This window comes from Streptomyces sp. NPDC041068 (assembly GCF_040647455.1).
Taxonomy (GTDB): domain Bacteria; phylum Actinomycetota; class Actinomycetes; order Streptomycetales; family Streptomycetaceae; genus Streptomyces.
In genome coordinates, this window is sequence record NZ_JBEZCG010000014.1 from 76,331 (window position 1) to 88,906 (window position 12,576).

At 73.0% G+C, this 12,576-nt stretch carries 11 protein-coding genes; 4 read left to right on the top strand and 7 right to left on the bottom strand.

Annotation, left to right across the window (positions count from 1 at the left end):
- Positions 1–57: 57 nt before the first annotated feature.
- Positions 58–786: a YcnI family protein gene (locus tag AB0B50_RS30045; RefSeq protein ID WP_362339105.1), complete on the bottom strand. Its 729-nt coding sequence runs from the start codon at positions 784–786 to the stop codon at positions 58–60.
- A 174-nt stretch (positions 787–960) separates the two neighbouring features.
- Entirely contained in the window at positions 961–1,869 is a 909-nt protein-coding gene (locus tag AB0B50_RS30050) for a hypothetical protein (RefSeq protein ID WP_362338801.1), read from the bottom strand.
- Between the two features lie 259 nt (positions 1,870–2,128).
- Between AB0B50_RS30050 and AB0B50_RS30055 the strand changes: the two genes are divergently transcribed.
- Positions 2,129–2,590 (top strand): ATP-binding protein, encoded by a 462-nt coding sequence (locus AB0B50_RS30055; protein ID WP_362338803.1) that lies wholly within the window; start codon positions 2,129–2,131, stop codon positions 2,588–2,590.
- A gap of 132 nt (positions 2,591–2,722) precedes the next feature.
- On the opposite strand, the gene AB0B50_RS30060 is transcribed toward AB0B50_RS30055, so the two are convergent.
- The 3 genes from AB0B50_RS30060 to AB0B50_RS30070 form a co-directional block, all read right to left on the bottom strand.
- Positions 2,723–3,238: a nitroreductase/quinone reductase family protein gene (locus tag AB0B50_RS30060; RefSeq protein ID WP_362338805.1), complete on the bottom strand. Its 516-nt coding sequence runs from the start codon at positions 3,236–3,238 to the stop codon at positions 2,723–2,725.
- Entirely contained in the window at positions 3,235–4,167 is a 933-nt protein-coding gene (locus AB0B50_RS30065) for an aldo/keto reductase (RefSeq protein ID WP_362338807.1), read from the bottom strand. The genes AB0B50_RS30060 and AB0B50_RS30065 overlap by 4 nt, the downstream gene beginning before the upstream one ends.
- Positions 4,168–4,462: 295 nt before the next feature.
- Complete coding sequence (locus AB0B50_RS30070; protein ID WP_362338809.1) at positions 4,463–5,911, bottom strand: PLP-dependent aminotransferase family protein; 1,449 nt, start codon at positions 5,909–5,911, stop codon at positions 4,463–4,465.
- 47 nt (positions 5,912–5,958) lie between these two features.
- Between AB0B50_RS30070 and AB0B50_RS30075 the strand changes: the two genes are divergently transcribed.
- On the top strand, positions 5,959–6,489 hold the full coding sequence (locus AB0B50_RS30075) for a carboxymuconolactone decarboxylase family protein (protein WP_362338810.1): 531 nt from the start codon (positions 5,959–5,961) through the stop codon (positions 6,487–6,489).
- Positions 6,489–8,234: an MFS transporter gene (locus tag AB0B50_RS30080; RefSeq protein WP_362338812.1), complete on the top strand. Its 1,746-nt coding sequence runs from the start codon at positions 6,489–6,491 to the stop codon at positions 8,232–8,234. Before AB0B50_RS30075 ends, AB0B50_RS30080 begins: the two co-directional genes overlap by 1 nt.
- A gap of 80 nt (positions 8,235–8,314) precedes the next feature.
- Here the strand turns inward: AB0B50_RS30080 and AB0B50_RS30085 are convergent, their stop codons facing one another.
- Both AB0B50_RS30085 and AB0B50_RS30090 read right to left on the bottom strand, forming a co-directional pair.
- Complete coding sequence (locus AB0B50_RS30085) at positions 8,315–9,778, bottom strand: aminopeptidase P family protein (protein ID WP_362338814.1); 1,464 nt, start codon at positions 9,776–9,778, stop codon at positions 8,315–8,317.
- A gap of 109 nt (positions 9,779–9,887) precedes the next feature.
- Positions 9,888–11,423: a PP2C family protein-serine/threonine phosphatase gene (locus AB0B50_RS30090; protein WP_362338816.1), complete on the bottom strand. Its 1,536-nt coding sequence runs from the start codon at positions 11,421–11,423 to the stop codon at positions 9,888–9,890.
- A gap of 453 nt (positions 11,424–11,876) precedes the next feature.
- Here AB0B50_RS30090 and AB0B50_RS30095 point away from each other — a divergent pair, with 453 nt between their 5' ends.
- The gene (locus AB0B50_RS30095; protein ID WP_362338818.1) at positions 11,877–12,554 is read left to right on the top strand and encodes a bifunctional DNA primase/polymerase; all 678 of its coding nucleotides are present in this window, start codon (positions 11,877–11,879) and stop codon (positions 12,552–12,554) included.
- Positions 12,555–12,576 lie beyond the last annotated feature (22 nt).

Below are 12,576 nucleotides of genomic sequence, written 5' to 3' on the forward strand. Positions count from 1 at the left end.
CACCGGGGCGGGTGTACGCCGCGTCCGGGCACCCCGAAGGATGGATCCGCCCGTGGCTCAGCTGGTGGCGCGGCGGCGTCCGGCGAGGACGCCGAAGGCGACGCCCGCGGCGCCGACGACGATGCCGACGATGCCGAGGACGCGGGCGGTGGTGTCGCTGCTGTCGGAGGACTCCGAGGAGGCGGCCTTCTCGGTGTCACCGGACTTGGCGTCGTCCTTCGCGTCCGCGCCACCGCCGTGGTGGTCGTCGGACGCGGCGGTCAGCTGGAGGGTGGGAGCGGGGTGCTCCGGCTCCTCCTGGCCCTTCTGCTGCGGCTCGATCCAGCGGACGACGTCCTTGTTGTCGTACGTCTGGATCGCCTTGAAGACCAGTTCGTCGGCGTTCTCGGGCAGCTGGCCCATGGAGACCGGGAACTTCTGGAAGGTGCCCGGCTGGATGCCCTTGCCGTCGGCGGTCCAGGTGACCTTGGAGACGGCCTCGTCGATCTTCTCGCCGTGGATCTCCAGCGGCTTGTCGAGCTTGGTCTTGGTGACCTTCGCGGTCCAGCCGGGGACGGGCTGCGTCATCACGGAGGCGAGCGGGTGGTCGGTCGGGAAGGAGACCTCGACCTTGTTCGTCGAGGCGTCGTCCTGCTCGTTCGGCACCTTGAAGTTCACGACCGCGTACCCGCCCTTGGCGGCCTCGCCCTCCGGCGAGACGCTGACGTGCGCGAACGCGGGGGCGGAGAGGACGACGACGGCGGTGGCGGCGATGGTGCCGACGGCGGCGAGGCGGGACTTCTTCAGAACGGTCATGACAGGAACACTCCACTTTCGGCAGTGGTGATCACGGCAGTGGTGACCACGGCAGTGGTGATCACTGCGACGGTGATCAGGACTGGGTACGAGGGGGTGCGCGGGCCGACGGGCACGCGCGCGTGCCGAGCGACCCCTCCGTACTGCGGTGTGGAGTGCGTCGCGTCAGGCAGCGAGTTCGACGTCGTAGGGGCCGGCCGGGGGGCCGCGCCTGATCACCGCGTCCTCGAGCGCGACCGTGCGCGGCTTCGGCGGTGTGACCAGGGCGGTGCGCGGGGCCCGCGGCCCGGTCGTCTCGGGCGCTCCGGGCAGGCCGGCCCGCAGGGCGCGTACGAGAGTCAGAGCGGAGCGCAGGGAACGTACGAGCGCGCCTTCGGCGACGCCGTGCGCCCCCTGTGCGAGCCGGACGAGCCTCAACAGGGCGAGGTCGCCGCGGCGCAGCAGCCATCCGGCGGCGACGGCCGCGAGGACGTGCGCGACCAGCATGGGCAGCGACGGCACGAGCGACATGGCGCCCATCGACGGCATCGACGGCATCGCGTCCACCGCGGTGTCCGCGGCCGCCGCGGCGGACTGCCCGTGGCCGTGCAGGGCGGAGTGGTCCACTCCGGAAGCGCCCGCGCCGACGGAGCCGCCCGCGGTGTCGGAGCCCTTCGGGCCGAGCCCCGCCGTGGTGAGGATCCGGTGGGCCTGCGCGGGCGTGATCGTCGCGGCGCCCGCCCCGCAGACCAGGCGCGCGGCCCGCTCCACCAGGGAGGCGTCACCGCCCTGGGCGACCGCGGTCCCGGCCGTCGCGCCGTGCTGGCCGAGGCCGAACAGGGCGTGCAGGCCGAGCTGGCCCACGGCGAGCAGCGCGGCGATGCCGGGCAGCGAACGCGCCCGACCGGCGAGCGGCAGCGCGACCGCGAGTACGGCGAGGAAGCCCACGCCCAGCGTCCACAGCGGGACGGCCACGCAGGAGGCGAGCACATGGCCCCCGGCGGACAGCACGACACAGACCGCGGCGAACATCGCGGCCCTGAGCAGCCGGAGATCGACTCCGTCGCGTGTCGTGCGCTGGTGGGGGGCAGTCATGGCCGGGCCATCATCGCACTGGACTTACCCGCCGCATACGGCAGGTCCGGAAGGTCCGGTTCCAGCCGATGCGGGCGCGGCGAGTACCCGGAGCGTCCCGGCGCGGGCGCTCCGCATCGGGCGGCGCCGGTCGCTTTACACCGGGCGGGGCGGGGAGCGCGTCCGCCGTATGGGCGGCATCACGTCAACTGCACGATTGTCCAGGGGTGGGCGCGGCAATACGTATCGGTATGTCGAGCCGCGGCCAGGAGGCTGGAGCATGAGCATCTGGTGGTCTCTCCATCTGCGGCGCGAAGCTGCGAGCGTTCCGCTCGCCCGCCGCCTGCTGATCGGCACGATGGAGACCGCGGGCGTGGACCCGGACGTCTCCTACGACCTGTCGGTCGCCCTCAGCGAAGCCTGCGCCAACGCCGTGGAGCACGGCGGCGCCCCCGCTCCCGGGGGCGCGTCGGGCGCGTATCGGGTCACGGCCTATCTCGACGGCGAGAAGTGCCGCATCGAGGTGGCCGACTCCGGCCCCGGGTTCCCCGGGTCACCACGCGGGTGTACGACGCCCCGGCCGCCCGCCGCGGAGACGGACGAGCACGGCCGGGGCCTGTGCCTCATCAGGGAACTCGCCGACCACGTCCACCTCGGCAACAAGCCGGGCAGGGGCGGTGCGGTGATCAGCTTCGACAAGATCCTCAAGTGGCGCGAGGACGCGCCGCTGATGACGGCCTGAGCGCTCGGAACCACCTCGCGGCAGCGAAGTGCGCTCTGCGGCGACAGTGGCAGCGAAGTGCGCTCTGCGGCGGCAGTGGCAGCGAAGTCCGCCCTGCGGCGGCAGCGGCAGCGACGGGCTCCGCCGGGTGCCCTACCCGGACGACTCCTCGGTCCGGGCCACGCGGGTCAGGGCGATCACCGGGATCGTGCGCGGGGCCCGGTCGCGGAACTCCGCGAAGTTCGGGTCCCGTTCGATCTGCCGGCGCCACAGCTCGTCGTGCTCCTCCGGGGCGACGGGCGTGGCCAGGGCCTCGTACCGCTCCGTGCCGACCTCGACGACGACCGAGGGGTCCTTGACGAGGTTGTGGTACCAGGAAGGGGCCTTCTCCGAGCCGCCGTTGGACGCGAACACGACGAGACGGTCGACGAGGCGGTCGACGAGGCGATCGCTGTCAGGAGCGTCCGGGCGGGCGTCGGGCAGATAGACCGCCGGAGTTGTCCTCGGCAGCCCGCTCTTCGCGCCCCGCGTGGTCAGCAGGAGCAGCGTCACGCCGTCGAAGGGGCCGCCGACCCGGCCCTCGTTCGCGCGGAACTCCTCGATGACGCGGCGGTTGAAGGGGTTGGCGTTGTTGATCCCGTCGCCCTTGGTGCCGCTGTCCGTGGTCATGATGCCCCGCCCACAGTGCCCGCGCCGATCGCCGACAGGCGTTCGAACTGCTCGTCCGAGAGCGCCACTTCGCGCGCCCCCACGTTCTCCTCCAGGTGCGCGATCGACGACGTACCCGGAATCGGCAGCACCGCGGGCGAGCGGCGCAGCAGCCAGGCCAGGGCCGTCTGGGCCGGGGTCGCGCCGACCTCTGCGGCCACCTCGGCGACCGCGCCGCCGGGCGCCGCGTGCGCGCCCATCGCCACCGGGAAGAACGGCAGGAACGCGATGCCCTGCTCGGCCGCGAAGTCGACGACGGCCTCGTGCTGCCGGTCGGCGAGGTTGTAGAGGTTCTGCACGCTCGCGACCGGCACGATCTCCTGGGCCTCGCGCAGCTGCTCCACCGTCACCTCGGAGAGGCCGATGTGCCGCACCTTGCCCTCGTCGCGCAGCTGCTTGAGCGCGCCGAGCTGGTCGGCGAGCGGGAACTCGGGGTCGATGCGGTGCAGTTGGAGCAGGTCGATCCGGTCGACGCGCAGGCGGCGCAGGCTCAGCTCGGCCTGCTGGCGCAGATAGGCCGGGTGGCCGAGCGGCACCCACTCCAGCGGCGAGGGCCTGGTGACGCCCACCTTCGTCGCGACGACGACCTGGTCGGCGTACGGATGGAGGGCCTCGGCGATCAACTCCTCGCCGCCACCGAGTGCGTACGAGTCGGCGGTGTCGATCAGGTCGACACCGAGCTCGACCGCACGGCGCAGCAGCGCGACCGCCGAAGCGCGGTCGGCCGGCGGTCTCCAGATGTGCCCCGCGCCCGGGTCTGTGCCCGGCTCCGGAGGGGCGGTCAGGCGCATGGTCCCGTAGCCGATCCGGCCGACCGGCAGATCGCCGCCGAGGGCGAAGGCGTCGGTGCGGCGGTCCTGTGCGGTGGGCTGTGTGTCGGTGCTGCTCATGATGCGGTCCCTCCCCGTGCTGACTGACAACCGCCCTCAACGATCAATGAACCAGGCTTATTTCCCCTGCTCAGGGGCAGTTCATGAGGAGTTCATCGGAGCTCGGCCCGCAGCGTTCGCAGCGCCTGAAGCGTCCGCGGCGCTCAGGACGCGCCATCCGCGGGCGGCGCACCCGCAGCGCTCAGGACGCGGCATCCGCGGGCGGCGCGCCCGCAGTGCTCAGGACGCGCCATCCGCGGGCGGCGTGCCCGCAGTGCTCAGGACGCGGCATCCGCGGGCGGCGCGCCCGCAGCGCTCAGGACGCGGCATCCGCAGGCGGCAGCGCCCGCAGCAACGCCTCCACGGCCGCCCCGTACGCATGCTCCGCGGGCGTCGAATACCCCACGACCAGACCGTCCGCGCCCCTCATCGTCGCCCGCGGATGCCGGAACTCGGCGAGGCCGTCCAGCGCGATCCCCTGCCAGGACGCGGCCTTGACCACGGACGCCTCCGTGCCCGGCGGCAGCCGGAGCACCGCGTGCAGGCCCGCCGCGATGCCGGTGGCCGTGATGTGCGGGGCCCGTTTGGCGAGGGCGGTGACGAGCTGGTCGCGGCGGTTCCGGTAGCGCTGGCGCATCCGGCGGACATGGCGGTCGTACTGTCCGGAGGCGATGAACTCGGCGAGCGTGAGCTGGTCGAGGACGCTCGCCCACGCCTCGCGCTCGCCCTTGGCGGCGAGCACCCCGTCGACGAGCTGCTCGGGCAGCACCATCCAGCCGATGCGCACCGCGGGGGACAGGCTCTTGCTGACCGAGCCGAGATAGACGACCCGTTCGGGGTCCAGGCCCTGCACGGCGCCGACGGGCTCGCGGTCGTAGCGGAACTCCCCGTCGTAGTCGTCCTCCAGGACGAGGCCGCCGGTGCGACGGGCCCAGTCGATGACGGCGGCGCGCCGCTCCGGGTGCAGCGGGCCACCGGTGGGGAACTGGTGTGCGGGCGTGAGCAGTGCGCCGCGCACCCGCGGGATCTCCGCCAACTCCTCGACGCGCGCGCCCTGTTCGTCCAGGCCCAGCGGCACCGTCCGTACGCCCGCGTCCTCCAGGATCTGGTGGTGGAAGCCGAGTCCGTACGACTCCACGGCGAACGAACCGCGCAGCACCGCACCGCCCGCGCCGTGCGAGCCGCCGAACAGCAGCCGCAGCGCGTGCGCGAAGCCGGAGCACACCACGATCCGCTCGGGGGCGACGCGCACCCCGCGGGCCCGCGTCAGATAGTCGGCGAGCGCCCGGCGCAGCTCGATGCGGCCGCGTGGATCGCCGGGCCCGAAGGCCTCGTTGGGGGCGGCGGCCAGCGCGCGGCGGGCGGCGGCGAGCCAGGCCGTGCGGGGGAACGAGGCGGCCTCGGGGGTGCCCTGGCGCAGGTTGTAGGCGGGCGCGGCGGGCCGTGCGGGGGCGGGCTTCGGCTTCCGCGGACGCTTCGCCGGAGCGGCCCGCTCCGCGACCCGTGTCCCCGAGCCCTGCCGCGCGGTCAGCCACCCCTCGGCGACCAGCTCGGCATAGGCGTCGGCGACGGTGTTGCGGGCCAGGCCCAGGTCGGCGGCGAGCGAACGGTAGGGCGGCAGGCGGGTGCCCGGCGGGAGCCGTCCCTCGCGCACGGCGTCCCGCAGGGCACCGATGAGGACGGCGCGGCGACTGCCGGGCCCCGAAAGGTCCAAGTGCAGGTCACTGCCGATGCGTTCCGCCAAATTGACCCATGATTCCGGCATGGAAATGCACCCTACCCGAGGTCTTTTCGGCCCGTAGATTCATGGTCATGACGAACAACGCGAACACCACGCAGACCACCGCCACCACGACCGCCCAGGGCACCACGGCCACCCACGACCACGCCCCCCGCCTCAACTTCGCCAAGGCCGCGCCCAAGGCCTTCAAGGCCCTCATCGGCTTCGACGCCGCCGCCCGCGACGGCCTCGACCCGGCCCTGGTCGAACTGATCCAGATCCGCGCCTCGCTCCTCAACGGCTGCGCCTACTGCCTCCACATGCACACCTCCGACGCCCGCAAGGCCGGTGAGGACGAGGCACGCCTGCACATGATCGGCGTGTGGCGCGAGGCCCGTAACTTCTTCTCGGAGAAGGAGCAGGCGGCCCTCGCCCTCACCGAGGCGGTCACCCTCGTCTCCCAGGGCGGCGTCCCCGACGACGTCTACGCCGAGGCGGCCCGCCACTTCGACGAGTCCGAACTGGCCCGCGTCCTCGCCCTGATCTTCACCATCAACACCTGGAACCGCATCGCCCTGAGCACCGCCAAGGTCGCGGGCGAGGACGAGAGGGTGGCCCACTGATGACCACCCCCCTGGAGACGACGGCCGACTCACCCTCGGCCGCCGCCCCGGCCCCGGCCCCCGCCACCGCTTCGGCCGCCGCTCCGGCTCTGGCTGCCGCTCCGGCCCCGGCCGCCGCCCCGGCTGCTGCTCCGGCTCTGGCTGCTGCTCCGGCCCCGGCCGCCGCCCCGGCTGCTGCTCCGGCTCTGGCTGCTGTTCCGGCCCCGGCCCCCGCCACCGCTTCGGCCGCCGCTCCGGCCCCGGCCGCCGCTCCGGCCCCGGCCGCCGCTCCGACCCTCGCCACCGCCCCGGCCCCCGTCACCGCCCCGGCCCCCACCGCTGCCCCCGCCCTCTCCGCCACCGCCCCGGCCCCCGCGTCCGCCCCCACGCGCCGAGGGGCGAGCGCAGCGGCCGCGACCCTCGCTCTGCTCGCCTTCGCCCAGCTGATCATCTCCGTCGACTACAACATCGTGTACGTCGCACTCCCCCAGATCGGCAGCGGCCTCGGCTTCTCCGCGCAGCACCTCCAGTGGGTGATCAGCGCGTACGCCGTCGCCTTCGGCGGCTTCCTGCTCCTCGGCGGCCGCGCCTGCGACCTCTTCGGCCCGCGCCGCATGTTCGTGCTCGGTCTCGGTCTGTACGGGGTCTCGTCCCTGGCCGGCGGCCTCGCCACCGGGCCAGGACTGCTGATCGCGGCCCGCGCCGTGCAGGGCATCGGCGGCGCCTTCCTCTTCCCGGCCACGCTCACCCTCGTCGGCACGCTCTTCACCGAGGGCCGCGAGCGCAACCGCGCCTACTCGGTGTGGGGCGCGGCGGGCGGCAGCGGCCTCATCGTGGGCGCGCTCCTCGGCGGCGTCCTCACCCAACTCCTCGGCTGGCGCTCGGTCCTGTACGTCAACGTGCCCCTGGCCGTGATCGCGATGACCGCAGCCTTCCGCCTCATCGCCCCGGACACCGCACGGCGTGACGGCCGCCGCATCGACCTGCCCGGCGCGCTGACCTCGACGCTCGGCGTCACGGGCCTGGTCTTCGCGCTGGTCCAGGGCCCGGAGTCGGGCTGGCTCTCGGCGACCGTGGGGCTCTCCGCGGCGGCGGGCACGACCCTGCTGGCCGCCTTCCTGCTCATCGAGGCCCGCACCCGCGACCCCCTGATGCCCCTGCGCCTGCTCCGCGGCCGCGGCCTGCGCACCGGCATGGCGGTGACGTTCCTCTTCATGGCGACGATCGGCAGCCTCGCCTACTTCCTCACCGTCTACTTCCAGGACGTGCTCGGCTACAGCGCCCTGCGCACCGGCCTCGCCTACCTCGTGCCGATGGCGGCGATCACCGCGGGCTCGCTCCTCGCGGGCCGGATCACCACGCGGCTCGGCATCCGCACCGCGATGACCGGCGCCCTCGGCCTCGGCGCGGCGGGCACGGCGCTGGTGGCCCTGGCCATGGCCGCCGACGGCTCCTACCCGGCCCTGGTCCCCGGCTTCCTGATCCTGGGCCTCGGCCAAGGGGCGGGCTACACCCTGATGTTCGGCGCCGCTTCGGCCGGCATCGCGGGTCACGAGCAGGGCATCGCCTCCGGAATGGCGTCCACGGCCCAGCAGATCGGCGGCGCGGTGGGCCTCGCGGTCCTGGTGGGCATCGCGGGCCTCGGCGATCACACCTCGACGGCGGCCACGGCGGACGGCACGCGCACCGCCCTCTTCGTCGCCACGGCGGGCATCGCGCTGACGGCGCTGGTCGCGCTGGGCTTCCCGAGACAGGCGAAGCGTTGAGCGACACCGCAGTACCCGGCAACGTCAAAGGGCCGGCCCCACCGGGGCCGGCCCTTTGACGTATGCCCTGAAGACCTGGCTCAGCCCTTGAGCTGCGCCATCCACGCCTCGACGTCCTCGGACGTACGCGGCAGCGCGGCGGACAGGTTCTTGTTGCCGTCCGCCGTCACGAGGATGTCGTCCTCGATCCGGACGCCGATGCCGCGGTACTCCTCCGGCACGGTCAGGTCGTCCGCCTGGAAGTACAGGCCGGGCTCGACGGTCAGGCACATGCCGGGCTCCAGCGTGCCGTCCACGTACGTCTCGGTGCGCGCGGCGGCGCAGTCGTGGACGTCCATGCCGAGCATGTGGCCGGTGCCGTGCAGCGTCCAGCGGCGCTGCAGACCGAGTTCGAGGACCTTCTCGACGTCGAGGTCGCCGAGCAGCCCCCACTCGACGAGCCGCGTGGCGAGCACGCGCTGCGCGGCGTCGTGGAAGTCACGGAACTTGCCGCCCGGCTTCACCGCCGCGATGCCGGCCTCCTGGGCCTCGTACACCGCGTCGTAGATCTTCTTCTGCAGCGGGTTGAAGCGGCCGTTGATCGGCAGCGTGCGCGTGATGTCCGCGGTGTAGTACGAATGCGTCTCCACACCGGCGTCGAGCAGCAGCAGCTCGCCGGAGCGGACGGCGCCGTCGTTGCGCACCCAGTGCAGGGTGGTGGCGTGCGGGCCCGCGGCGCAGATGGAGCCGTAGCCGATGTCGTTGCCCTCGACGCGGGCGCGCAGGAAGAACGTGCCCTCGATGTAGCGCTCGCTGGTGGCCTCGGCCTTGTCGAGGACCTTCACGACGTCCTCGAAGCCGCGGACGGTGGAGTCCACGGCCTTCTGCAGCTCGCCGATCTCGAACTCGTCCTTGACCAGACGCGCCTCGGAGAGGAAGACGCGCAGCTCCTCGTCGCGCTCGGCGGTGACCTTGTCGGTCAGGGCCGCCTCGATGCCGGCGTCGTAGCCGCGCACGACACGGACGGGGCCCGTGGCCTCGCGCAACGCGTCGGCGAGCTCGCGCACGTCGGAGGCGGGGATGCCGTACAGCTTCTCGGCCTCGGTGAGGGAGTTGCGGCGGCCGACCCAGAGCTCGCCCTGGCCGTTCAGCCAGAACTCGCCGTTCTCGCGGTTGGAGCGCGGCAGAAGGTAGATGGTGGCCTTGTGGCCGTCGGAGACCGGCTCCAGGACGAGGACGCCGTCCTCGGTCTGGTTGCCGGTGAGGTACGCGTACTCGACGGAGGAGCGGAAGGCGTACTCGGTGTCGTTCGAGCGGGTCTTGAGGTTGCCCGCGGGGATCACCAGACGCTCGCCCGGGAAGCGCGCGGAGAGCGCGGCACGGCGGGCGGCGGTGTTCTCGGCCTGCGCGATCGGCTGCAGGTCGCGCAGCTCGGTGTCGGCCCAGCCGGACTGCATGTTCTCGGCGAGCTCGTCGGAAACGCCCGGGTACAGGCCGTTCTTGCGCTGCTTGATCGGCTCTTCTTCGGTCTCTTCCGGGGTCTCCGGGTTGAGCGCGTCCGACACGGTCTGCCTCCTATGTACGACACTGGACCACCCTCCATCGTACGGGCGTACGGAAGGGGGCCCAGGGCCGGAAGACCACTTACAGCGCGTGCCCGGGGGCTCACTCTGCCTACTCGAAGCGTGCCGCCAGGATCACCACGTCCTCGTCGCTGTCCACGGCGTCGAGCCCGTCCGGAAGGACGGTCCGCAGCACGTGGTCGGCGATGGCGCCCGGGTCCTCCCGGATTCCCTTGGGCACGCTCGCCGCTGCCGCGTGCAGGCGCGCGAAGGCCCGGTCCATCTGGTCGCCGGTGCGGTGCAGGAGCCCGTCGGTGTAAAGAAGCACCGTTTCTCCGGGCTCCGGGCTGATCTCCACGCTCGGCGCCTCCCAGCAGGCGAGCATCCCGAGCGGCGCGGACAGCGAGGTCTCCACGAACTCCGTGCGCCGCTCCCCGACGATCAGCGGCGGGCTGTGCCCGGCACCGGCGAGAGTGATCTTGCGCAGCGCGGGCTCGCAGTACGCGAAGAGGGCCGTCGCCGACCGCGCGGGCTCGGTCAGCCGCAGCAACAGCTCCAGATCGGAGAGTACGGCGACGGGGTCCTCGCCCTCCATCACGGCATACGCCCGAAGACTCGCCCGCAGTCGCCCCATCGCGGCCACGGCACTGGGCCCCGACCCGGTCACGGACCCGACCGCGAGCCCCAGCGCCGCATCCGGCAGCGGCAGCGCGTCGTGCCAGTCGCCGCCGCCGCGCGGCCCGGTGCGGTGCCGTGCGGCGAGCTGCACCCCGGCGACCCGGGGCAGCCGCGAGGGCATGAGCTCCTCGCGCAGGGTGGCGCCGGTCGTGCGGGCGCGGTCGAGCTCGATCAGCCGCGCCAGGTGCTCGGTGGCGTAGCGGGCGTAGAGCCCGACGAGGTGGCGCTGGCGCTCGACCGGCTCGGCGGGCTCGTCGTACAGCCAGACGGCGGCGCCGATCCGGCCCGCCTCCTCGGTGGCCAGCGGCAGGGCGTAGCTCGCGGCGTACCCGAGGCGGGCGGCGACCTCGCGGTGGCGCGGGTCGAGGCCGTCGTCCGAGAGCAGGTCGGGCTGGACGATCTCGCTCTCGGGCCCCGGCGCCGCGGCCGTCGCGGTGTCCAGGATCCTGCCGTACGAGGTGGCGCCGCGCGGCACCGTCTCGATGTGCCCGAGGTCGGCGCGGCCGAGGCCGAGGCCGATGGTGGTGTCGGGGCCGCGCCCGTCGGAGGGCTCGACGACGACGAGGCCGCGCCGGGCACCGACCAGGGCGGCACCGGCGCGCAGCAGTTCCCGCAGGGCCCCGTCGAGGGTGTCCGTACGGGCAAGCCGCTCCGTCAGTTCGTGCAGAGTCGTGAGATCGGAGACCCAGCCCGCGAGACGGTCCTGGATCACGACGCCGGGCGCGCTGGTCACGGAAGTGCCCTCCGCGGCGGGCGCGGCGGGCGTGGCCTGCGCGGCGGGCGCGACAGTGTGTGCCGGTGGCGGAACGGTGGAGTCGATTCCGGCCACTTTCGGAAGGTGCGGGGCGTTCATGGCTGACGGCTTTCCGGCCGGTGCGTAATGCTCAATAGCATCGCAAACCCCCATGTTGTTCTGCGCCGCTAGCAATGTCTCCAGATGTACACGCACTGGTGAGGGGATGTCCAGCATTGTCCTGCTGGGATTCCTGGTGTCCGAGGGAATTCGGGGAACATTAAGAGATCTTGAGAAGTTGGCCGAAAACAGCGCCGGGTTAGGGCATATTAGGGTCGACTGAGGTTGTTCGGTAGAGCGTTGCGGCGGTCGTGCTGGGTACCTACTCAGTGATGGCCAGGGGCAGTTGGGATCCGTCCGGAACCTGGCGAAGGACCCGGGCGTCCTTACTCACGACGACCGTGCCCCATCCTCCCGTGGGGGAGGCGGCAAGAAATATCGCGGGACGGCAAACGCCAGGCGCCGCCACCCCACGCCACGTCAACGCTCGGTTCAGAGTGGTTCCCCATGCCGCAGGCTGGGGTCAGATGTGCCAGCTCGTACGTACAGCGAAGTGATCCACACATGGTGTGATGTGGCCCGCAGTCTCCCCGGCGCAAGCCGGCGTGCAACGGAAAGGAACGAGCGCTCATGCGCGAGATCCTCGGAAGGCGACGCAGGCTCCTGTCCTGGCGAATCGGAAGGAAGCCCGGCCGGAGCGCCGGACAGCTCGGCGCGGCTCTGACCTTCGCGACCGCATGGCGGTGGCCCGTACTGCCGGGCGTCGGCCTCGACCGACGCGACGGCACCCGGTGCGCCTGCCCCGACCCCGACTGCGCGGTGCCGGGCGCGCATCCCCTCGACCCCGGCCTCCTGGCCGCCACCACCGACGAGCGGATGGTCCGCTGGTGGTGGACCAACCGTCCGGGCGCCCCCGTCGTGCTCGCCACCGGAGGCCGCGCGCCGTGCGCCGTCAGCCTCCCCGCGGAAGCGGGCGTGCGCGCCCTCGCCGCGCTCGACGAGGCGGGCATCAGGCTCGGCCCGGTGGTCGCCACCGAGAGCCGCGTCCATCTGCTCGTCGCGCCGTACTCCATGGCCCAGTTGGGCGAACTGCTCTACGCCAAGGACTACGTCCCCGGTTCCCTCCGCTTCCACGGCGAGGGCGGCTACATCGCCCTGCCCCCCTCGGCGACGGGACAGGGTCAGGTCCGCTGGGAGCGCGCGCCGCTGCCCGGCTCCGCCGCCCCCTGGGTGCCGGATGTCGAGGCGGTCGTGGACGCCGTGGTGGACGCCCTCACTCGTACGGGTGTGAGCGCACCCGAGATGTAGGGGAAATGGGCGCGGGGCGAAC